Origin of the sequence: Kutzneria buriramensis (assembly GCF_003387475.1) — a bacterium.
In the GTDB taxonomy this organism is placed as follows: domain Bacteria; phylum Actinomycetota; class Actinomycetes; order Mycobacteriales; family Pseudonocardiaceae; genus Kutzneria; species Kutzneria buriramensis.
Window position 1 is genome coordinate 417,745 of sequence record NZ_QUNO01000006.1, and the last position, 20,457, is coordinate 438,201.

General features: G+C 71.3%; 21 protein-coding genes. 9 read left to right on the plus strand and 12 right to left on the minus strand.

Going from position 1 to position 20,457, the window contains the following annotated elements; translation table 11 throughout:
- Positions 1 to 3: 3 nt before the first annotated feature.
- The 5 genes from BCF44_RS20020 to BCF44_RS20040 all read right to left on the minus strand — a co-directional run bounded on the left by BCF44_RS20020 (position 4) and on the right by BCF44_RS20040 (position 8,289).
- Positions 4 to 726, minus strand: coding sequence for an SRPBCC family protein (locus BCF44_RS20020; RefSeq protein ID WP_170217630.1), 723 nt, complete (start codon positions 724 to 726; stop codon positions 4 to 6).
- Positions 723 to 1,301, minus strand: coding sequence for an ArsR/SmtB family transcription factor (locus BCF44_RS20025; protein WP_116175829.1), 579 nt, complete (start codon positions 1,299 to 1,301; stop codon positions 723 to 725). The genes BCF44_RS20020 and BCF44_RS20025 overlap by 4 nt, the downstream gene beginning before the upstream one ends.
- Before the next feature lie 127 nt (positions 1,302 to 1,428).
- Entirely contained in the window at positions 1,429 to 2,028 is a 600-nt protein-coding gene (locus tag BCF44_RS20030; RefSeq protein WP_116175830.1) for a lamin tail domain-containing protein, read from the minus strand.
- A 364-nt stretch (positions 2,029 to 2,392) separates the two neighbouring features.
- Positions 2,393 to 5,434: an AfsR/SARP family transcriptional regulator gene (locus BCF44_RS20035; RefSeq protein WP_116175831.1), complete on the minus strand. Its 3,042-nt coding sequence runs from the start codon at positions 5,432 to 5,434 to the stop codon at positions 2,393 to 2,395.
- Between the two features lie 11 nt (positions 5,435 to 5,445).
- Complete coding sequence (locus BCF44_RS20040) at positions 5,446 to 8,289, minus strand: GH92 family glycosyl hydrolase (RefSeq protein ID WP_116175832.1); 2,844 nt, start codon at positions 8,287 to 8,289, stop codon at positions 5,446 to 5,448.
- Between the two features lie 201 nt (positions 8,290 to 8,490).
- Between BCF44_RS20040 and BCF44_RS20045 the strand changes: the two genes are divergently transcribed.
- Positions 8,491 to 8,964: a hypothetical protein gene (locus BCF44_RS20045; RefSeq protein ID WP_116175833.1), complete on the plus strand. Its 474-nt coding sequence runs from the start codon at positions 8,491 to 8,493 to the stop codon at positions 8,962 to 8,964.
- Between the two features lie 66 nt (positions 8,965 to 9,030).
- Positions 9,031 to 9,489 (plus strand): hypothetical protein, encoded by a 459-nt coding sequence (locus BCF44_RS20050; protein WP_116175834.1) that lies wholly within the window; start codon positions 9,031 to 9,033, stop codon positions 9,487 to 9,489.
- Here BCF44_RS20050 and BCF44_RS20055 read toward each other — a convergent pair.
- Positions 9,486 to 9,959, minus strand: coding sequence for a GNAT family N-acetyltransferase (locus tag BCF44_RS20055; RefSeq protein WP_116175835.1), 474 nt, complete (start codon positions 9,957 to 9,959; stop codon positions 9,486 to 9,488). The genes BCF44_RS20050 and BCF44_RS20055 overlap by 4 nt on opposite strands.
- 42 nt (positions 9,960 to 10,001) lie before the next feature.
- Between BCF44_RS20055 and BCF44_RS20060 the strand changes: the two genes are divergently transcribed.
- Together BCF44_RS20060 and BCF44_RS20065 are read left to right on the plus strand one after the other, a co-directional pair.
- Positions 10,002 to 10,544 (plus strand): TetR/AcrR family transcriptional regulator, encoded by a 543-nt coding sequence (locus BCF44_RS20060; protein WP_116175836.1) that lies wholly within the window; start codon positions 10,002 to 10,004, stop codon positions 10,542 to 10,544.
- Positions 10,545 to 10,599: 55 nt separating this feature from the next.
- A complete protein-coding gene (locus BCF44_RS20065) occupies positions 10,600 to 11,358 on the plus strand; it encodes an isocitrate lyase/PEP mutase family protein (RefSeq protein WP_116175837.1) in 759 nt (252 codons plus the stop codon).
- Here BCF44_RS20065 and BCF44_RS20070 read toward each other — a convergent pair.
- Together BCF44_RS20070 and BCF44_RS55565 are read right to left on the minus strand one after the other, a co-directional pair.
- Entirely contained in the window at positions 11,328 to 12,452 is a 1,125-nt protein-coding gene (locus tag BCF44_RS20070; protein ID WP_116175838.1) for a helix-turn-helix domain-containing protein, read from the minus strand. The two genes, BCF44_RS20065 and BCF44_RS20070, sit on opposite strands and share 31 nt — an antisense overlap.
- On the minus strand, positions 12,449 to 12,934 hold the full coding sequence (locus tag BCF44_RS55565) for a hypothetical protein (protein ID WP_170217631.1): 486 nt from the start codon (positions 12,932 to 12,934) through the stop codon (positions 12,449 to 12,451). The genes BCF44_RS20070 and BCF44_RS55565 overlap by 4 nt, the downstream gene beginning before the upstream one ends.
- A gap of 56 nt (positions 12,935 to 12,990) precedes the next feature.
- Between BCF44_RS55565 and BCF44_RS20080 the strand changes: the two genes are divergently transcribed.
- From BCF44_RS20080 to BCF44_RS20095, 4 genes are all read left to right on the plus strand, one after another.
- Positions 12,991 to 13,836 (plus strand): acyl-CoA thioester hydrolase/BAAT C-terminal domain-containing protein, encoded by an 846-nt coding sequence (locus BCF44_RS20080; RefSeq protein WP_170217632.1) that lies wholly within the window; start codon positions 12,991 to 12,993, stop codon positions 13,834 to 13,836.
- A gap of 11 nt (positions 13,837 to 13,847) precedes the next feature.
- Entirely contained in the window at positions 13,848 to 14,654 is an 807-nt protein-coding gene (locus BCF44_RS20085) for a DUF3097 domain-containing protein (RefSeq protein WP_116175841.1), read from the plus strand.
- Between the two features lie 67 nt (positions 14,655 to 14,721).
- The gene (locus BCF44_RS20090) at positions 14,722 to 15,153 is read left to right on the plus strand and encodes an NfeD family protein (RefSeq protein WP_116175842.1); all 432 of its coding nucleotides are present in this window, start codon (positions 14,722 to 14,724) and stop codon (positions 15,151 to 15,153) included.
- A complete protein-coding gene (locus BCF44_RS20095) occupies positions 15,153 to 16,319 on the plus strand; it encodes an SPFH domain-containing protein (RefSeq protein WP_116176030.1) in 1,167 nt (388 codons plus the stop codon). Before BCF44_RS20090 ends, BCF44_RS20095 begins: the two co-directional genes overlap by 1 nt.
- 132 nt (positions 16,320 to 16,451) lie before the next feature.
- Here the strand turns inward: BCF44_RS20095 and BCF44_RS20100 are convergent, their stop codons facing one another.
- The gene (locus tag BCF44_RS20100) at positions 16,452 to 17,228 is read right to left on the minus strand and encodes a class I SAM-dependent methyltransferase (protein ID WP_116175843.1); all 777 of its coding nucleotides are present in this window, start codon (positions 17,226 to 17,228) and stop codon (positions 16,452 to 16,454) included.
- A 308-nt stretch (positions 17,229 to 17,536) separates the two neighbouring features.
- On the opposite strand from BCF44_RS20100, the gene BCF44_RS20105 reads away from it, so the two are divergent.
- Positions 17,537 to 18,799, plus strand: coding sequence for a hypothetical protein (locus tag BCF44_RS20105; protein ID WP_147328549.1), 1,263 nt, complete (start codon positions 17,537 to 17,539; stop codon positions 18,797 to 18,799).
- 42 nt (positions 18,800 to 18,841) lie between these two features.
- Here the strand turns inward: BCF44_RS20105 and BCF44_RS20110 are convergent, their stop codons facing one another.
- The 3 genes from BCF44_RS20110 to BCF44_RS20120 form a co-directional block, all read right to left on the minus strand.
- Positions 18,842 to 19,192 carry a YciI family protein gene (locus tag BCF44_RS20110; protein WP_116175845.1) on the minus strand — a complete coding sequence of 117 codons (351 nt, stop codon included), beginning with the start codon at positions 19,190 to 19,192 and terminating at the stop codon, positions 18,842 to 18,844.
- Between the two features lie 14 nt (positions 19,193 to 19,206).
- Positions 19,207 to 19,779, minus strand: coding sequence for a dihydrofolate reductase family protein (locus BCF44_RS20115; RefSeq protein ID WP_116175846.1), 573 nt, complete (start codon positions 19,777 to 19,779; stop codon positions 19,207 to 19,209).
- A gap of 109 nt (positions 19,780 to 19,888) precedes the next feature.
- Positions 19,889 to 20,410, minus strand: a complete 522-nt coding sequence (locus BCF44_RS20120) for a CGNR zinc finger domain-containing protein (RefSeq protein WP_116175847.1) — start codon at positions 20,408 to 20,410, stop codon at positions 19,889 to 19,891.
- Positions 20,411 to 20,457: the final 47 nt, after the last annotated feature.

Consider the following 20,457-nt stretch of genomic DNA (forward strand, 5'->3'; position numbering starts at 1 on the left):
TCCTCAAATGGTTTCGACGAACCCGTTCAGCCATTCCCGCCACCGGCGGCGTTCCTTGATCGCCCTTGCTTCGGCCTCCGGCCCGTACAGGCGGCCCGTGACGTTGATCGACAGCGTCACCGCGTCCATCGGGAAGCAGGACACGGCGAACATTCCCGGCTTTTTCGTCCGCACCAGCGCGAAATACGGTCCTCTGTGGTCGACCTCGCCGCTGATCAACGGACCGTCACACGTGTTGTCGCCGATCCCCAACTCCCCGGCCAGCCTCTCGCCGATCTCCGCCCGCGCCGTCGGCGGCGCTTTCACCGGCACGATCAGATCGACCTTCGCCGCCGGTTGTCCCGCGAAGTGGGTGACATACGTCCGCAGCACTTGGAGCGTCATCCGCCACCCGGCGGCCGCTTCCTCCGCGATTTCATCCCACCCCTCGCCGTCCGTTTGGAGGCTGCTCACCACCCGCACCACACAACTGCCTTGGTCGCGGGCCGTCACCAGGAATTCCGTCGCGAAGGTCTCGTCGCGATACCCGAATCGTGTCGGCGGTTCCCATGCCGACACCGTCGCCTCCGTTTCACCGGCAAACGGCTCCCGCCCGATCCGCACCGCCCCGCCGACTCGCGGTTCCACGTCCATCCGGAACGACCACGCCGCACTTCCCTTCGCTGTCGTGATCGCCTCCCACACCTGCTCCGGCGTCCCCGCAATCACGATCTCGTCGTCATTCACGCGTCCGCGTCCTTCGGCTTGGGGTGCACCGCCAGCACCACCCGCTGCCACCGACCGTCCTGCGCCCGCTCGTCGTGGTACCTAGCCGCGACCTTCGCCACCGCCGCCACCAACTCGTCCGCGAACGCCGCCCGATCCGCCGGCGTCGCGAACCTGATCTCCGTGTCCAGCGCGAACACCGGCGCCTCCTTGCCCGCCCCCGCCGCCCTCCGGGCAAGCCTGCCCACCTCTCGCACCGTCCTCGCCGCCAGCGCGATCAGGTACGCCGCCGACCTCGGCCGCACCGCCTCGCTCGGCGTCCCCAGCGGCTCCGGGGCCACCACGTACCCCTTCGCCGTCGCCACCAGCAGCCGCTCCGTCAGGCCTCCCCAGGTGCGCGTCTCCGCCACCTCCACCAGGCCGTGCTCCTCCAGTTGGCGCAGGTGGTAGTTCACCTTCTGCCTCGTCAGCCCCACCCTGCTCGCCAACGTCGCCGCCGACGCCGGCTCCCTCAACTCCGCCAGCAGCCTCGCCCTGACCGGGTCCAGCGCCACCACCGCCGCCCCCGGCTCCCCGATCACCTCGACGTCTCGCACACACCCAGCGAACCCCTTGACAACTTTTTTTGTCAAGGGGTTCGGCAACCACGCCCGTGGTGCTGCTCCCGTCATGGCAGGGCCCGCCCCCTTCGAGGACGGGCCCTGCCATGTGCGAGTTCTCAGGTCAGCACGACCCCACCGGGCCGGGCACACCCGGCGTCCGGGTCAAGATGCTGAAGTCGACCGCGTTGTTGCCGGTGTTGGTGAGCCGCATGTTCGCGAGCGGCTGGGTGTTCGGCGGCTGCGGGCTGGCCGCGGCGCCCCGCACGAACATCGACGACGCGATGGTGGCCGCCGCGTCGACCGTGGTGCCGGGAGGGGAGACCAGGCCGACGCCCACCCGGTCGGGCAGCGTGATGCCGGACCAGAACTGGTCGGGGAGGGGGCCGGAGTAACCCGCGTTGGCGATCAGGTACGGCCGGCCGGGCAGCAGGATCGTGCCCATCGGGATGGTGGCCAAAACAAAGGGCGGGGTCGAGGCGCCGGTATCGGCCATGACCCTGAAGTCGCCCAGGCTCAGCGACCCGATGCCGATGTTCTTGAGCTGGATGTACTGATCGTTCTGGCCGGCGGGGCCACGGGTGGCGAACTGGTCGATCACGACGGTACAGGACATCTGCGCCGCCGTCGCCGAATGCGGTGTGGCGGACGCCGCGGCGGTGCCGGTGAGCAGTGAGAGAGCCGCGATACCCGCTGTGACGAGGGCCGTGAAGGAACGCCTCATCGATGTTGCCTCCTTCTCGGAATGGTGGAAGCCGGCGCGGGGGATCCTGGCAGCGCGGTGCCGGAATCCCCCGCTCGAACGGCAAGCCTGCGGAATTTGCCACCGAGTCGACAATGATGTTAAACGGGGGCAGCAGACCAACGCCGAAATGTTCAGTGAACGAGAAATACTACGATTGACTCATTTGCTGCGGCCGATAAGGCGACCCGGCCGCACCTCCGTTGGTGTCGCTATCGGAATTTCCGACCCCCGCCGGCAATGAGGGGCCGATCTCAGAGTGGGGGCGTCGGATGCCCGGCGCAAGGAAGCCATTCACGTGGCCCCCTCAGGCGATTTCGGGTGGCCACGCCGAATAGCTAGGGCGTCAGATTCCGGCCAGGGACAGAGCCTCCGTACGGGAAAGAGACAGGCCGCGGCCGTAGGCGGCGTCGAAGGCGTCGCCGATGAGTTCGCGGGCACCGGCGACGGTGCGGGCCACTTCGGTGTCGCCGACGGCCTCGGTGCCCCTGACGACGACGGCGGCGCCGAGCATGAGGGCGGCCTGATCGCCGTCGCCTTCGAGGACGGCGAGGGAGGCGAGGCCCTCCGCGATGTCGGCGGCGACGAGGTACAGGCCGTGAGAGGTGGCGCGAACCTCGTCGTGCAGCTGACGGATGCGCATGGGGTCGCCCTCGGCGAGGTGGGCGAGCCCGACGAGGACGGCGGAGCGCACGCCGGAGGCGCCGACGGTGTCGGCGCGGGAGCCGGCGAGGGCGAGGTCGTAGTAGCGGCGGGCCTCGGCACGCCGCCCCTGGAGGCGGGCGATGTCGCCAAGACCCCGCTGCGCGTTGGCGATGGTCTCGGGAATGCCGGTACGGCGGGCGAGCACCTCGGCACGGGTGTAGTCCTCGTGCGCCCCGGCGAGGTCGCCGGCGTGCAGCCGCCGGAACGCGCGACGGCACGTGAGGTCGGCGAGGTCCTCCATGCCCTCCATCTCGGCGGTGAGCGAGATGGCCTCGTCGGTGAGGCGCAGCGCCTCGTCGAACTCGCCGCGCCAGTGGGCGAGCATGGCCAGCGCGTCGACGGCGTTGGACATGCCCCACCGGTCGCCGACGGCGCGATAGCGGACCAGCGACTGCTCGAAGCCGTCACGGGCCATGGCGATGTCGCCGGTGAACAGCCCGTTCCACCCGGCGGAGAAGTGCCGTAGCCCCTGCAACCAGCCGGAGGAGTCGAAGTAGCTCTCGGACGGCCGGTCGTCGGGCACGTCCAGCGGCCCGGCGGTCAGCGCCCACAACACGACCAGGTACGGCAGCCGAGGCGGCGTGGTCTGCGCGAACACGATCGTCCGCGCGGCGGCCATGTGCGGCAGCAGCCACGGGGTCTCGGCGCCGTGCACGACGGCGGCGACCAGCACGCAGAGCACGTACTCCTCGGACAGCTCCGCCGGCGGCGTGGTGCCGATCTTGCCGAGCAGCTCGGTGGCGATGGGCGCGACCTCGGCCCGCAGCCCCCGCAAGTACCAGTACGAGGCGAGCTCGCCGGCGAGGAGCAGCGCGGTCGACGGCGCGGTCTGCACGGCCCGACGCAGCGCGGCGAGGATGTTGGCGTGCTCGGTGTTGAGCAACGAGATCCACCCCAGCTGCTCCTGCCCGCGCAGGTGCGGCTCGGCGGTCTGCACGAGCTCCAGGAAGTACGCGAGGTGGGCGTCGCGGACAGTGTCCTGCTCGCCGGAGGCCAGCAGCTGCTCGGCGCCGAACGCGCGGATGGTGTCCAGCATCCGGTAGCGCCCGTCGGCGACCTCGATGAACGACTTGTCGACGAGGTCGGCGAGCAGGTCGATGGTGTCCGGCAGCGCGCACACGCGCTCGGCGGCGGCCAGGCTCGCGCCGCCGGTGAAGACGGTCAGCCGCCGCGCGACGGCCTGCTCGTCGGGACTGAGCAGATCCCAGCTCCAGTCAACGACGGCGTGCAGGGTCTGGTGCCGCTGCGCCTTGGTGCGGTCGCCACGCGACAGCAGCCGGAACCGGTCGTCCAGCCGCGCGTCGATGTCGGCGAGGGTGAGGGTGCGCAGCCGCGCGGCGGCCAGCTCGATGGCCAGCGGCAGACCGTCCAGGCCGGCGCAGATCCGGTCGACGAGCAGCTCGTCGATGACGAAGTCGGGGCGCACGGCCTTGGCGCGGTCCGCGAACAGCTTGCGAGCGGCCTGCGCGTCCAGCCTGCTGACGGGGTGGATGGTCTCGCCGGTGATGCCGAGTGGTGCCCGGCTGGTCGCCAGCACCCGCAGCCGCGGGCAGGCGGCGAGCAGTTCATGCACGAGCAGCGCGATGTCGGTGATGACGTGCTCGCAGTTGTCCACGAGCAACAGCACGGGCCGGTCTTCCAGTGCCGTGGCCAGCCGATCCACGATGTCGCCGGTGGGCGCGGCGGAGAACACTCCGGCGTCGCGCAGCCCCAGAGCCGCGACGACGGCGTGCGCGACCTGGTCGTCCTCGGCCAGTGCGGCCAGGTCGACGAAGCAGATCTCGCCGTCGAGGGTACCGGCGGCCTCCACGGCCAGGCGGGTCTTGCCGGCGCCACCGGGCCCCAGCAGCGTCACCAATCGACACGTGCCGAGCAGCGCGGCGACGTAGTCCCGTTCGTCGGCGCGTCCGACGAAGCTGGTCAGCTGCGCGGGCAGCGCACGCCGCCGTGACTGCTGAGCCGGCTCGGACCGCAGCACGGCCATGTGCGTCTCGGCGAGCTCCGGCGACGGGTCGGTGCCGAGCTCGTCGGCGAGCAGCGTGCGGACCTCCTCGAACACCTCCAGCGCCTCGGCCTGCCGGCCCGCCGCGTACAGGGCCCGCATCAGCAGCGCCCGCGGTCGCTCGCGCAGCGGGTTGCGGCCGATGAGCTGCCGCAGCTCCGCTATGGCGCTGGGGTTGTCGCCGGTGGCGAGCTCGGCGTCGAACAGGTCCTCGGTGGCGGTCATGCGCAGTTCGTCGAGCCGCGTCGCCTCCGCCTCGGCCAGCGGGGCGTCGCCCAAGGCCGGCCCGCGCCACAGCTGCAACGCCTCCTTGAGCAGCTTGGCCGCACGCTGGTGGTCGCCGCCGGCCAGCGCGTGCCGGCCGTCGGCGGCCAGCCGCGCGAACACGTGGGCGTCGATCTCGGCCCAGTTCACGGCCAGGCGGTAGCCGGTCGGGTGGAACTCGACCTCGCCGCCGGGCAGCGCCCGGCGCAGCCGGGACACCTGCGCCTGGAGCGCGTTGGTGGCGTTGGCCGGCGGGTCCTCGCCGTAGAGGCCGTCGATGAGCCGCTCTGTTGTGACGATCTGACCGGCGTCCAGCAGCAACAACGTGAGCAACGTCCGCACCCGCGGTCCGCCGACGGAGACTTCCTCCCCGTCGGCGGACCACATCAGAGTCGAGCCGAGGACACCGAACCGCATTGATCCATTATTCAGATGGCCGACACCGCGAAAATATGCATGGCCCCCTGGTCGGTGGATGCCGGCAGTGTGACGCTGCGCACCTGCTTACCTACGGTGAGTGCCACAGGTGTGGTGGCGAACAGGTAGGTCTGCAGGCTGGAGCCGTCCGCGGCGTTCCAGTGCGAGAGGGTCGCGGCGATGGTGTCGCCCGACTGCGCGGTGCCGACCGCCCAGTCGGTCATGGTGATCGACACCTGCGAGGTGCTGCCGTCGGTGTAGGTGACGGTCGCGGTGCCGGTGGCCGGGCCGTTGCTGGCCGAGCCGAGGAACGAGATGCGGCTGGCCGACCGGCCGCCCAGGTCGATCACCTGCCCGTTGACCAGCCAGTTGTCCGGCTTGCCGGGCGCGGCCGACGGCCAGGTGAAACTCATGCCGTTGGCGCTGACGGTCCCGCCGGGCTGGATGCCGGCGGCGGCCAGGGCCTGCGTCGAGTAGCTGTGCCCGGACGAGTCGAGGTTGGCGGTGGTGGCGCTGCCGTCGTTGGAGGCGCCGATGTTGTCGAAGCCGTTCTGCCCGTCGGAGAACGACGGCGGGGCGTCGCCGCTGCCGGTGCCCCAGGACGTGGGCGAGCCGGTCATGGTGAAGTCCACGGTGCCGCCGTTGGCGACGAACGACTCGGGCAGCCACGTCTTGGTCTGACCCACGCCGTTGACCGCGACAGCCGACACGTACTGGTTGGAGTCGCTCGAGGCGGAGGCGTTCACGGTGATCACGCGGCCGTTGTCGCGGGTGATCACGGCCTGGGTGAAGATCGGGCTGGCCAGCACCAGCTCGGCGCGGCCGGTGATCGACGGATACATGCCCAGCGCGCCCCACACGTAGCTGGCGGACAGCTCGCCGAGGTCGTCGTTGCCCTGCAACCCGTTGGGGGCGTTGGTGAACAGGCTCGACAGCACCCGGCGGACCAGGGCCTGGGTCTTGCTCGGCGCGCCGACCCAGTCGTACAGGTAGGGCGAGCCGATGCCGGGCTCGTTGGTCAGCCACGCGAACGCGCCGTTGACCACGCCGGCGTTGAGCTGGGTGAAGAAGGTGTCGAGCCGGCTGGACACGGCGGCGTTGCCGCCCATCTTGGCCACCAGTGCGGCGACGTTCTGCGGCACCATCCAGCTGTACTGTGTGCCGGTGCCCTCGACGAACTGGTCGTTGTTGTCGGAGTTGAGGTTGTAGTCGGTGGCGAACAGGCCGTTCTGGTAGCGGGGCGTGATCGACTTGGTGGCCGGGCTGAACAGGTTCTGCCAGTTCTGCGCCCGCTGCATGAAGGCGTTGTAGTCGGCGGTGTCGCCGAGCCGGCCGGCCAGCTGGGCGATGCCGAAGTCGTCGATGGCGTACTCGAGGGTGGTCGCGCCCGGGCCCCAGACGTTGGCGGTGCCACGCGGGATGTAGCCCGTGCCGGCGTACTCGTACAGGCCGCCGCGGATGGTCTTCGTGGCCGGTAGGGACTGGGTGGAGACCATGCTGGACAGCGCGCCGGCGGCGTTGAACCCGGTGCCGCCGAAGGAGTAGATGCTGGAGATGATCGATTCCAGCGAGTCGCCGTTCATGATGTTGATCGGCACGTTGGCGTACGGCCAGTTGTACCAGCTGCCGGCCTGGGTGGCGTCGTTGGTCAGGGACTGCGCCATGTCCGCGCCGACGCTGGGGAACAGCAGCGTGATCAGCTGCACCTCGGAGCGGTAGACGTCCCAGCCGGAGAAGTTGGCGTACTGGTGGTGCCCGGCGGCGACGGTGTGCGATTGGCCGTCCATGCCGAGGTACTCGCCGTTGGCGTCGTCGAAGACGTTGGGGTGCAGCAGCGCGTGGTACAGGGCCGTGTAGAACACGGACTGCTGGGTGGCCGATCCGCCAGTGGCGCGGACGGCGCCGAGCTTGGCGGCCCAGGTGCTGGCGGCGTTGGCCGCCACGGTGTCGAAGCTCGCCGACGGGTTCTCGGCGCTCACGTTGGCGGCGGCGTTGCCGGTGCGCACATAGGACAGTCCAACCCGGACGGTGACGGTGGACCCGGCCGGGAAGGTGAGGTACGTGCCGGTGCTGGCGCCGGATGCCGAGGTGCCGCGGGCGGTGACGGTGCCACCGTTCCACGTGCCGAAGTTGCTGACGCTCTGGTCGAACGTCGCCGAGAAGTACACCGTGTAGCTGCCGCCGCCGCAGGTGCCGGTGGTGCGGGCGGAGCCGGTGACGGTGTTGCCGCTGACCGACACCGCCGAGGCGCTGTCGCCGTTGGCCGAGCCGCCGGCGTTGATCAGCACGGTGGCCGGCTTGCCGGCGGGGAAGGTGAACCGGGCCATGCCGGTGCGGGTGGTCGCGGTGAGCTCGACCTTCGCGCCGTTGGCCAGGGTGACGGCGTAGCGCCCGGGGCTGGCGGACTCGGTGCTGTGGCTGAAGCCCGAACGGTAGGTGGCCGCGCTGGTGGCGGGGGAGGACGGCAGCGAGCCGTTGCCGTTGAGGCTGCCGGTGTAGGGCATGAACGGCAGGTCGTGGAAGCCGAACGAGCCCTCGCAGCCGGTGCCGTCGAGGTGGGTGAGGCTGAAGCCGCGGATCTGGTTGGCCGGGTACTCGTAGCCGCCCCAGTTGTCCGCGCCGGAGGCGGTGTTGAAGGTGTCGGGGCTGAACTGGACCATGCCGAACGGCGTGGTCGCGCCCGGGAAGGTGTTGCCGTAGCCCTTGCCGAACGGCGGGTAGCTGGCGTTGGGGTTGTTCTGGGTGCCGATGAACGGGTTCACCGAACCGACCGGGTCGGCCACGGCCACCGTGGGCACGCCGACCACTGCCGACAAGGCCACCAGGACCGCGACGATGAGTGCAGGGGGTCTCATCCGTTACCGCCTTCGCTGACATCGATGTCACACGCGCTGGCGGGACGGTACGCGGGCTTGATTGGTCTAGACAAGATCCGGAGGTCGAATCTGGCTCGTTCACGTCAGACCGCCCCGGTACGTTTGGTCCGGTTCGCGGGCTTTCGGGGGACGCCCGCGGTCTCCCCACGCCATGTCCCCCGAGTGTGATCAGGGGGATTCGTGCAGACCATCCGCAGGATCGCCGTGCTCGGCGGCGTGACCGTGCTCGCCGCGGCGGCGCTGGCCGTGCCGGCCGCGGCCGACACGCAGGTGACCGAGCTGGCCTCGCTGGTGGACGGCGGCGGCCGTGACGCCAAGGCCGTCAACGACCAGGGGCAGGCCGCCGGCACGTCGTTGGCGCCGGACAAGAGCGTGCACGCCGTGCGGTGGGACGCCGATGGCACGATCACCGACCTCGGTGACTCCTTCGACGGCAAGTGGAGCATCGCCTACGGCATCAACAACGGCGGCGTGGTCGTCGGCGAGGTGGACGGCGACGGCCACCGCAACCCGACCCGCTGGGACGCCGACGGCACGCCGACCCGGCTGGACCTGCCGGACGGCGCGGTCGGCGGCGAGGCGAGGGCGATCAACAACGACGGGGTGATCGTCGGCTGGACCAAGATCGGCGACGTGGACCACGGCGTGCGCTAGAACCCGGACGGCTCCGTCACCGACCTCGGCGCGGGCACCGACGCGTTCGGCGTCAACAACGAGGGCGTGATCGTCGGCACCGGGCCGGGCGCGGAGTTCGGCGAGGCGGTGCGCTGGAACACCGACGGCACCGTCACGCACCTGGGCACGCTGGAGAGCGGCAAGGGCTACACCGTGGCCCTCGACATCAACGACAGCGGGGTCGTCGTCGGCAGCGGCTCCGGTCCCGACGGCCACACCCACGCCGTGGCGTGGACGTCCGACGGCGCGATCAAGGACCTGCCGCTGCTGCCCGGCGCCGTGAAGTCCGACCGCCAGGCCAGGGCGGTCAGCAACGACGGCACGATCGTCGGCGTCTCCCAGAACGCCGACTTCGCCCGGACCGCGACGCGCTGGACGGTCGACGGCGAGGCCGAGGACCTGGGTTCCCTGCCGGGCCGGGGCGGCAGCGACGCTTACGCCATCAACGACAACGGCATGGCCGTCGGCGACTCGACGGCCATCGCCACCCGCTGGACCTTCTAGACCAGTTCCAGCCGGTAGGTCTCGCCCACCACGTCCGCGCCGAACCTGCGCTGCGGCTGCTCGTCCACGAGGACGAAGCCGCGGCGCAGGTACACCTCGCGCGCAGTGGCCTGCCGGTTCGTCGTCCACAGTCGCAGCCGCTTGAAGCCGCGCTCGCGGGCGTGCGCCAGGCAGGTGTCGACCAGCCGGCTGCCGATGCCGTGCCCGCGGCCGTCGGGGTGGACGAGCAGGATGCGCAGCACCGCTTCGCCGTCGTCACCGGTCACGCACGACACGCAGCCCACCCGGCGGCCGTCCAGCTCCGCGATCCACACCGCGTCGTCCTCGGGGTCCAGCTCGCCGACGACGTTCGCGACCATCCGCTCGAAGCTGGCGTCCCAGCCCAGCTCGCGGGCGTAGAGCTCGCCGTGCGCCTGCACGATCCACCCCAGGTCGCCGGGCCGGTCCGCCGGTCTGATCACCACACCCATGAGCCCCTCCACTGAAACGAGTGTTTCAGTAGGATAGCCGCCATGACCGACCGCCGCGACGACCTTCTCCGCCAGGCCTACGCCTACGCGCTGGAACACGGCCTGGCCGACCTGTCACTGCGGCCGCTGGCCGCCGCGATCGGCTCCAGCCCCCGGGTGCTGCTGTTCCTGTTCGGCAGCAAGGACGGCCTGGTCCGCGAGCTGCTGGCGCGCGCCCGCGCCGACGAGCTGGCGCTGCTCGACCGGGTGCGCGGCGGCGGCCTGGCCGAGGTCGCCGAGGCGGTCTGGTCGTGGCTGGCCGCGCCCGAGCACCGGGCGCTGCTGACGCTGTGGCTGGAGGGCTACAGCCGTTCCCTGCTCGCGCCGGACGGCCCGTGGGCGGACTTCGCCCGCGCCGCCGTCCAGGACTGGCTCGACATCCTCGCCGACGCCCAGCCGTCGAGCGACACCGTCGAGGCCGAGGCGGAGCGCACGCTCGTGCTGGCGGTTCTTCGCGGCGCGCTGTTGGATCTGCTGGCCACCGGCGACGTCGAGCGGACCTCCCGGGCGGTCCGGACGATCATGGCCGAATATGGCCAGACCTGAGCCGCCCGGGACGAAATGCTGGTCCGGACATCGACCACATCCGGGAGGAAAGAACATGAACGCGCTGCGCGAGCTGCCCAGCCCGCTGGTGCTGCCCAACGCCTGGGACCCGGCGTCGGCGGTGGCGATCCAGTCCGCCGGGGCGAAGGCGATCGCGACCACCAGCGGCGGGGTGGCGTGGTCGCGGGGTGTGGCCGACGCCGGCGGCATGAACCGCAGCGTCGCGCTGGAGGCGCTGCGGCGGATCGTGCGGGTGGTGTCCGTGCCGGTGAGCGCCGACATCGAGGCCGGCTACGGCGACACGCCCGAGGAGGTGGCCTGGACGGTGGCGGAGGTGGCGTCGATCGGGGCTCTCGGCGTGAACATCGAGGACAGCGTGGACGGCAAGGTGATCGACGCCTCCGAGCAGGCCGAGCGGCTCGCCGCCGCGCGGCAGGCCGCCGACCTGGTGATCAACGCTCGTACGGACGTGTTCCTGATGGGTTCGCGCAGCGTGGACGAGACGCTGCGGCGGGCCGAGCGCTACGCCGAGGCCGGCGCGGACAGCCTGTTCGTGCCGGGTGTGGTCGACGCCGTGACGATCAAGGCGCTGGTCGACGGTCCGCTGCCGCTGAACGTGATGGCGCATCCGGGCGCGCCGACGGTCGCCGAGCTGGCGGCGCTGGGCGTGGCGCGGATCAGCGTCGGCTCCGGCATCGCGCAGGCCGCCTACGGCCTGGCCGCCAAGGCGGCACGGGAGGTGCTCGGCAGCGGCACGTACGAGTCGCTGACCGAGGCGATGGGCTACGGGGAGCTCAACGACCTGTTGCGGTGAAAGAGCCGCCCGACGATCTTGCCTGCCGCCGGCTCCGGAACCCCCAGCCCGGCCAGGGACGAGAGCAGGTCGTGGCACGGCTCGGCCCAATCGAGGCGGAGCCGGCCGGCGAGGACCGCCCGGGCCACATCGCCGACGATGCCCGGCTCGGCGGCCAGCACCTCGGCGGACGGGAAGGCGTGGGTGAGCCCGTGTCCGAGGCCGGCGACCGGGGCGCCGTACCGACGGACCAGCTCGCCCCCGTCGTCGCTGACGGCGCCGACGACGATCTCCAACGGCGCCCACGCGCCCGGCGACCGGCCTTCTGCGGGCTGGTCGATGCCGACGAGCCGCGCCGCCTTCTCGACGACGTGGATCACGCCCTCCCAGTGCGGCAGATGTGCCGTCAGCAGCAGGTGATCCGCCCCGCCCGGGCCGATCTCCAGCAGGCCCGGGTCACCGTCGAGGATGATCGTCCGCCGGTACGTGCCGTCCACAATGGACTCCACGCCCGGCACGGCGTCGGCCGCCAGCCCATTGAGCATCGCCGGCCAGTCGTACGGGGCGGTGAACGGCAGTCGCAGCGGCAGCCCGCCGTCGGCGACGAGCCGGTCGCTGCGCCGACGGCGGGCCCGCAGATCGCTGGGGGCGGCCCGGAACACCTCGCGCATCGCGCGGTTGAACTGGCGCAGGCTCCCGAAGCCGGAGGCGAACGCGATCTCGGCGATGGTCAGGTCGGTGTCGTCGAGCAGCCGGCGGGCGAAGTGCGCGCGGCGGGACCGGGCGAACCCGTCCGGTGTGACGCCGAGGTGGTCGTGGAACAGCCGCCGCAAGTGTCGGGCCGACACGCCCAGCCGCGCCCCGACCGCCGCCTCGTTGGCCTCGTCGAGCAGCCCGTTGATGATCAGCTGCACCGCCCGGCACACCAGCTCCGGCGCGTCGTCCGCGACCGGGCCCGCCACCCGGTACGGCCGGCACCGCAGGCAGGCACGGTAGCCGGCGGCCTCGGCGGAGGCGGCGTGCTCGAAGGTCTCGGTGTTCTCCGCCAGGGGCTTGGCGCCGCAGCCCGGCCGGCAGTAGATGCCGGTCGTGCGCACGGCCGAGTACGTCGTCACCGACCCATGCTCGGCCGTGTCCGCCGTCCGGTCCAGCCGTTTCCGGACACCTGGCGGAACCGCAGGGACGCGAGCGCGTCCAGCACGCCCTTGTGCGGTTGGCCGCACGCGTAGGTGGGGACGTCCGGCTCGACGGCCTCGCCGTCGGCGTCGACCAACGCGAAGAACTCCAACTGAATGGCCTGCGCGGCGCAGACGGCGTCCGCGGGCGTCGGTTCCGACGGCATTCGCAGCTGCCGCACCAGCTCATCCGCCGGGCCGTCCGCACGCTCGGTGATCTGCGGCGAACCGTTGATGCGGAACGGGCAGCGCAGCACCCACACCGCCTTGAAGTCCACCAGCGTCACCGTATTCGGTGAAATCTGCCGCGACGGACAGGTCGCGGTGACCGGATGCCCCGAGCCGGCGGTGAGCTCCGGCGGGGTGGATTGGGCGGCGCAGCCGGCCAGCAGCACAGCGACAAGAACCAGGATTCCCCTCACAGCGGTGACACGGAACCCGCCTGCGGGCGGGTTGCCCGCATCGGCAGACTCGACGGGTGACCGAGAGCCTCCTGATCACCCAGCCCGTGTCCGCGCCCGGCGTTCTGCTGCTGGGCGGCTCGGAGGGCAGCCTGCCCGAGCGCGACGCCCGCGTGTTGGCCGAGGAGGGCTACCACGTGCTGGCGCTGGCCTACTTCGGCCGGCCGACGCTGCCGCCGGGGCTGGTGGACATCCCGCTGGAGTACTTCTTCGCCGCCGTCGACAAGATCGCGTCGTTCTCCGACGGCCCGATCGCGATCGTCGGCGGCTCCCGTGGCGGCGAGGCGGCGCTGCTGATCGGCGCGCACGACAAGCGGGTCGGCGCGGTGGTCAGCGTCGCCGGCAGCGGGCTGGTCACGCAGGGCATCGACTACCGCGCCGGGGCGCTGCTGGACATCCTCGGCACTCCTGCCGCCTCGTGGACGCTGCGTCGCCGGCCGCTGGACTACGTGCCCTACGAGGTCGGCGACGAGATGCGGGACCTGGTCGAGCGCGGCGAACCGGTGCCGCTGCGGCTGGCCTACCCGGAGCCGCCGGCGGAGGTCGAGCGGTACCGGATCCCGGTGGAGCGGATCGGCGGCCCGGTGCTGATGCTGTCCGGCGGCGACGACACGATGTGGCCGTCGGTGGGCTACAGCCAGCTCGCCGCCGACTCCGCCGACAACGTGGAGCACCGTATCTACGAGGGCGCCGGGCACACCATCGCCGGACCGCCCGGCGCGCCGTTCACCACCACCGTCCTGCCGGGACCGGGCGTGCGGTTCGAGGTGGGCGGCACGCCGGAGATCAACACGAAGGCCCGCGCCGCCGCCTGGTCCGCCACGCTGGAGTTCCTCCACGAGAATCTCGGCGTCACCCGATAGGGTCCGGCGCTGTGCGTTCCCACGACTACGGCCGCGACGTGCTGGCCGGACCGAAGAAGCGCCGGCAGATCCCCGAGGTCGTGGCCGAGCCGGGGGTGGTCGTGGAGGACCCGGCGTCGGGGTTCTGCGGCGCGGTCGTCCGGTTCGAGTCGGGCCACGTGGTGCTGGAGGACCGGCACGGCCGGCACCGGTTGTTCCCGTTGACGCCGGCGGGGTTCCTCATCGACGGGCAGCCGGTCACGCTGGTGCGGCCGGCCGCCGAAGCCCCGAAGCGCCAGCTGTCGGCGTCCGGGTCGGTGAAGGTCGAGGGGCTCAAGGCCCGCACGGCGCGGGACAGCCGGATCTGGGTGGAGGGCCTGCACGACGCGACGCTGGTGGAGCGCGTGTGGGGGCACGACCTGCGCGTCGAGGGTGTCGTGGTGGAGCCGCTGGACGGCGTGGACGTGCTGCCCGACCGCATCGAGGAGTTCGGCACCGGCCCCGGGCGGCGGCTGGGCGTGCTGGTGGACCACCTGGTCGACGGCTCGAAGGAGTCCAGGCTGGTGTCGTCGATCCGTGACGGCAACGTGCTGGTGACGGGCCACCCCTACGTCGACATCTGGCAGGCGGTGAAGCCGGCGTCGGTGGGCATCCGGGCGTGGCCGACGGTGCCGCGCGGGATCCCGTGGAAGGAGGGCATCTGCGACGCGCTCGGCTGGGGCGACCCGACCGAGGGCTGGCGGCGGGTGCTGGCCGGCGTGAAGGGCTTCCGGGATCTGGAGACGCCCCTGCTGGGGGCGGTCGAGCGGCTGATCGACTTCGTCACGGAACCGGTATAGGTCACACACGTGTCACGTGCGGTGCGGTCGCCCGATGGTGGCGGGCGGGTTCTGCCACGATGGGGTCATGGCCGCTCTGTTGTGGCTCCTGTTCGGCGTCGCGCTGGTGCTCGCCGAGGTCCTGTCCGGGGACTTCGTCCTCGTGATGCTGGGCGTCGCGGGGCTGGCGGCCGCGCTGACCGACGTGATCGGCGGGAGCCTGCTCGCTGACGGGATCGTGTTCGCCGTGACGTCTTTGGTGGGAATCTTCGCCGTCCGCCCGCTGCTGCGCAGCCGGCTGATGTCGGGGCACGAGCACCTGAGCACCAACATCCAGGCGCTCAAGGGTGTGCAAGCGGTGGTGCTGTCCACGGTCGACGAACACGACGGCCGGGTGCGCATCAACGGTGAGGTGTGGTCGGCTCGTGCGTTCGAGCCGACGCAGCGGTTGGAGCCGGGCCGGCAGGTGATCGTCATGGACATCTCGGGAGCGACGGCAATCGTGTGGGCGGAGAACTGATGGAGGCAGCGACAGTGACCACGATCATCGTCGTGATCGTCATCATCCTGGTGGTGCTGACGATCGCGGTGAAGTCCGTGCTGATCATCCCGCAGGCGCAGGCCGCGGTGATCGAGCGGCTCGGCCGGTACCGGGCGACGGCGACGCCCGGCCCGAAGCTGTTGATGCCGTTCCTGGACCGCGTGCGGGCCCGCATCGACCTGCGCGAGCAGGTGGTGTCCTTCCCGCCGCAGCCGGTGATCACCGAGGACAACCTGACGGTCTCCATCGACACCGTCGTGTACTTCCAGGTGACCGACCCGCGCGCGGCGGTGTACGAGATCTCCAACTACATCGTGGGTGTGGAGCAGCTGACCACCACCACGCTGCGCAACGTGGTCGGCGGCATGAGCCTGGAGCAGACGCTGACCTCCCGCGACTCGATCAACAACCAGCTGCGCGGGGTGCTGGACGAGGCGACCGGCCGCTGGGGCATCCGGGTGGCCCGGGTGGAGCTCAAGGCGATCGACCCGCCGCCGTCCATCCAGGACTCCATGGAGAAGCAGATGCGCGCCGACCGGGAGAAGCGCGCGATGATCCTGACCGCCGAGGGCCAGCGGGAGTCGGCGATCAAGACGGCCGAGGGCCAGAAGCAGGGTCAGATCCTGGCGGCCGAGGGCGCCAAGCAGGCGGCGATCCTGGCCGCGGAGGCCGACCGGCAGTCCCGGATCCTGCGCGCGGAGGGCGAGCGGGCGGCCCGCTACCTCCAGGCGCAGGGTCAGGCCAAGGCGATCGAGAAGGTGTTCGCGGCGATCAAGGCCGGCAAGCCGACCCCGGAGGTGCTGGCCTACCAGTACCTCCAGACGCTGCCACAGATGGCGCAGGGCGACGCCAACAAGGTGTGGCTGATCCCGTCGGACTACGGCAAGGCCCTGGAGGGCTTCGCCCGGATGCTCGGCGCGCCCGGCGAGGACGGCGTGTTCCGGTACGAGCCCCCGGTGACCGACGCGTCCGCGCCGGCCCCGGAGGAGACCGAGGACGCCGTCGCCAACTGGTTCGATCCGCCGGCCCCGACGGAGGCCACCCAGGCGGTGCGGGCGGCGGAACGGGCGGCCGCGGAGATCACCTCCGACGAGCCGCAGCCCGGCGCCGGTTACACCGAGTTGTCGGACGGGCCGCGCCCCTGACGGTCCGGCGGCAGCCCCGGACCGCCGCGGTCCGGGGCTGCCGCATTTCCGGGATTAGCGGCCGGGGCTCGCCCGTCCGGCCGTGTGCAACGGTTTTCCGAGATTTCCGACACACCGAGTGTGGGTGCGCGACTACGCGTCGACGCGCTCCAGGACGAGCATGTCGGCCGTTTGGATTACCGGCTCCGGCGGCGCGCCTTCGGCTCGTCTTGCGGCGGCCTGCATGGCGGCCATGCCTTCGGCGATCTCCTCTTCCGACATATGCTGCAAGGTGGAAAAGGAGCGGTGTCGGAATCGCTCGAAATAGGCGGGCAGGCTGGCGGCGACCTGCTGGTCGACGTGGTCGAGGGTGACGTAGCGGAGGCCGGCCTCGGCGAACTGGGCGATGACCTCGTCCAGCCGCGGGAACACCATGTCGTCGACCTGGCGGGCGCGGGGGAAGAAGCGGTACCAGACGTGGTCGTGCATCTGGCCGGAGAAGCCGCTGTGCACGCACAGCCGGGCGCCCGGGCGCAGCACCCGGGCCAGCTCCTTCACGCCCAGCGTGCGGTGCTCGACATGGTGCAGGACCAGGAACATCACCGCCAGGTCGCAGCTGTTGTCGGGCAGCGGGATCGCCTCGGCGCGGCCGTCGGAGTAGGTGACCCGCGGGTGCGGGTGGGCGGCTGCGGCGACCTCGCGCATCCGTGCGGAGGGCTCCACGCCGTGCACCGGGCCGCCGAAGGTGTCGGCGAGGGCGTCGCTGAACCGGCCGGTGCCCGATCCCAGGTCGAGCACGGTGAGCGGGCGGCGGGTGGGGGCGTTGCGCTCCAGGGCGGCCATCCACGTGGCGACGGTCTCCGGCGGCAGCACTCGTCCGCGTTCGTAGACGGCGTGCAGCCCCTCGTCGTAATCCACGCGATTATGCATGGAACAACCCTAGGGTTGCGCATATGCGGCCGCACTGCTCCGGACGAGTGATGGACTGTGAATAGGTTGCATACGCTTCACCTTCGTGACCGGACGGCAACAATTGACAGTTCTCCGGTCGCGAAATACGCGTCACGATCGGCGCACATGTGCTATCGATGCGTGGTGGGCAATTAGCCCTGCCCTGGCGCGCGGGCCGACCACGGTCGGTCACGCCGGGCCGCCTTTCCGTGTCCGCCCGGTGATCGGACTGCTCCGAACGGTTCGACTGCGTTCACCTGCCGTGTGATGTGGGGTTTGATTGTGCGGTGATCAGCGGCCAACCCGGTGGCCCCGGGGCGGAGGAGGGCGGGGACGCGGTTCGCACCCGTGTCGCCGTGGACGCCGCGCTCACGGGCAGTGACGATCCCGGGCGGGCACTGGCCGAGGTGGTGTCGGCACTGGAGGGTCTGGTCCGCGCCGCGAAGGCCACCGACGCCGTCGAGCTCGCCGAGTACGTCGTGGAGGCGTTGGCCACCGCGCTGGCGCGGCTGCCGGAACGGGTCACGGTGCTGCGGGCGCTGGCCGATCGGGCACTGGCCGCGCACGTCACGGCCTGCCGGCTGCACCAGGGAGATCCGCTGCGGCTGGCGCGATGGTTGCTCACATTGCAGGTGGAGCATCCCGAGGGACCGCAGGTTCACCTGACCGACTACGCCGGCACGTTGGGTTCGGCCGGGCTGACGGCGTATCGGGAGGCGGTGGAGGCGCTGTGCGCGGCGCTTCCCGTGTTGGAGTTCGCGCAGCGGCCGGTGTTCGACCGGCACCGGTGGGCGGTGCTGCGGGTCACCGAGGACCTCGCCGAGCACCTGGGCGATGTCGAGCTGCAGGTGACGGCGCTGGCCAAGGACCTGTCCTCGGGCTGGCACTACCTGCGGATCGCCACCCTGCTGCAAGAGGCCGGCCGGTCCGAGCAGGTGCTGGAGTGGGTCGGGCGCGGGCTGACCGCCAGCGGGTGGCGTGGTGTCGCATCGCGGCTGGTGGACGTCGCGGTGGACGAGTGCGTGCGGATGGGCTGGTTCGACCGCGCGGTGGCGATGCGGATGCGGATCTTCAGCAACCAGCCCGCAATGGACACCTATCTGCGGCTGCGCACCGTCGCCGAGCACGCCGGCAGCTGGTCCGAGCAGCGCGACGCCGTGCTGCGGCGGCTGTCCGACGGCGCCTCGGACGTCGCCGTGAACTCCGTGCTGGTGCGGGTGCTTCTGCACGACGACCAGCCGGAGGCGGCGTGGCAGACCGCCGTGGCGCACGGCTGCACCGACGAGGTGTGGGCGGAGCTGGCGCGTGTGCGGTCCGCCGACCATCCCGGCGACGCCATCGCCGTGTATCGGGGGTTGGTGGAGCAGGCGTTGGACGACGACTCCCACGCGCACAACGAGGCGTTGGTGGTGGAATTGCTGGCGCAGCTGCGGACGCTGTTCGCGCGCACCGGGCGGCAGGACGCCTTCAATTCGTACTTGGACGGCGTGAAGGGCCGGCACGTGGCCGACCGCCAGTTGCTGGACGAGCTGACCAAGCGCGGCCTCTAGACCTGGTCGGCACCGCCATGACGGCAGTGCCGACCAGGCCGACTACTCGTCGAGCTGCCGGATCTCGAGCTCGATGGTCCAGGCCGGTCCGTGCAGCGCGAGGAACCGCGTGCTCCACTCCACCGCTTCGTCGTGCGACCGGGTGTCGAGCAGGCAGTAGCCGCCGACGATCTCCTTGGACTCGGTGAACGGGCCGTCGCGCACGGTCGTCCGACCCTTGGCCAGATAGATGCGCGTGGCCTCCTCGATCGGGCGCAGTCCGGCCGTCTCCAGCAGGACGCCGGCCTCGGTCATCTCCTCGAGGAGCCGCTCCATGGAGTCGGCCAGCGCCGGATCCGGGCCCGCGGAGGGCGCGGTGGCGGGGTCGAGGCGGATCAGCATCAGGTGGCGCACGGGCGCATCCTCTCCTAGGCGACCCGGTACCGCAGGTACACCGCGCCCGCGTCGAACGACCTGGTCTCCAGCAGTTCCAGGTCGAGCGCGGACTTGTCGTGGAACAGCGGCGTGCCTGAGCCGATCACCACCGGGTGCACGACGATGCGGAACTCGTCGACCAGCTTCAGCTCGACGAGGCTGTGCACCAGCTTCGGGCTGGCGTAGACCGCGATGGCGCCGCCCGTCCCGGCCTTGAGCCGGCTGAACTCCTCGGCGAGGCCGCCGCGGATCAGGCGCGTGTTGTTCCAGTCGGCCGACTCCAGCGTGGTGGAGCAGACGATCTTGTCCACCGCGTTGACCCACTCGGCGTGCGCGCGCTCGTGCGGCGCGCTCTCCGCGGTGGGCTGGGTGCTCCAGAAGTTGTACATGCCCAGGTAGGTCTGCCGGCCGTAGACCGCGGTGTCGAAGTCGGCCTGGATGTGGTCCTGGCCGTAGACGCCGAGGTCCTCGCTGTAGGAGCGGAACGTCCACTCGAAGCCCATTCCCTGGCCCGAGGAGGCGTAGCCGTCCACCGTCATGTGCTCGAAGGCCACCAGTTTCCGCATGTGTCCGTTCCCCTGCCGGTGCTGGGGCCGCCGTTCGGCCCCGTCACCTAACCCGTCGGACGCGTCTCGACGGAATCGACATCGAGAATCGGGAGGTTTTTCGACGGGGTCAGTCGCGCCTGCGGGAGCGGAAGGCGGCGACGTGGACGCGGTTGGCGCACCGGGCCGAGCAGAACCGCTTGGCGCGGTTGGTCGAGGTGTCCAGGAAGAACTTGCCGCAGTCCTCGGCGGCGCAGCGGCCCCAGCGCTCCAGTCCGTAGTGGACGATGCCCTGCGCGACGCCCCACGCCGCCGCGGCGGCGACCTCGGTGGCCGGCGGCTGGCCGGGGTCGGCGACGTGGACGTGCCAGTTCTCCTTCTCGTCGTGGCCGGAGGACAGCTGCGGCCGCAGCGGGTGCGCGGCGAGCAGGGCGTTGGCATCGCGGGTCACGCCCTCGCGGTCGGCGCCCACTGCGTCGGCCAGCACGCGCCGCAGGCCGTCGGCGACCGCGCGCAGCGCTCGGAGGTCGTTCTCGTCGACACGGTCGGCCCACCACGGCTCCTCGTACAGGGCCTCGCGCAGGCCGTCGACCTCGGTCAGGTCGGCGTTGGCCAGCCGCAGCGCGACGTCCAGGTAAGCAGCATTGTCCATGAGCGATCCTTACCGTAGGCTCCGGCGCGTCAGGGGCGAAAGCGTGA

Excerpts from the sequence above, each read along its gene's own strand:
- BCF44_RS20040 (WP_116175832.1), bottom strand. The coding sequence starts at position 8,289 with ATGAGACCCCCTGCACTCATCGTCGCGGTCCTGGTGGCCTTGTCGGCA.
- BCF44_RS20055 (WP_116175835.1), bottom strand. The coding sequence starts at position 9,959 with ATGGGTGTGGTGATCAGACCGGCGGACCGGCCCGGCGACCTGGGGTGG.
- BCF44_RS20030 (WP_116175830.1), bottom strand. The coding sequence starts at position 2,028 with ATGAGGCGTTCCTTCACGGCCCTCGTCACAGCGGGTATCGCGGCTCTC.
- BCF44_RS20065 (WP_116175837.1), top strand. The coding sequence starts at position 10,600 with ATGAACGCGCTGCGCGAGCTGCCCAGCCCGCTGGTGCTGCCCAACGCC.
- BCF44_RS20090 (WP_116175842.1), top strand. The coding sequence starts at position 14,722 with ATGGCCGCTCTGTTGTGGCTCCTGTTCGGCGTCGCGCTGGTGCTCGCC.
- BCF44_RS20095 (WP_116176030.1), top strand. The coding sequence starts at position 15,153 with ATGGAGGCAGCGACAGTGACCACGATCATCGTCGTGATCGTCATCATC.
- BCF44_RS20115 (WP_116175846.1), bottom strand. The coding sequence starts at position 19,779 with ATGCGGAAACTGGTGGCCTTCGAGCACATGACGGTGGACGGCTACGCC.
- BCF44_RS20035 (WP_116175831.1), bottom strand. The coding sequence starts at position 5,434 with ATGCGGTTCGGTGTCCTCGGCTCGACTCTGATGTGGTCCGCCGACGGG.
- BCF44_RS20100 (WP_116175843.1), bottom strand. The coding sequence starts at position 17,228 with ATGCATAATCGCGTGGATTACGACGAGGGGCTGCACGCCGTCTACGAA.
- BCF44_RS20060 (WP_116175836.1), top strand. The coding sequence starts at position 10,002 with ATGACCGACCGCCGCGACGACCTTCTCCGCCAGGCCTACGCCTACGCG.
- BCF44_RS20120 (WP_116175847.1), bottom strand. The coding sequence starts at position 20,410 with ATGGACAATGCTGCTTACCTGGACGTCGCGCTGCGGCTGGCCAACGCC.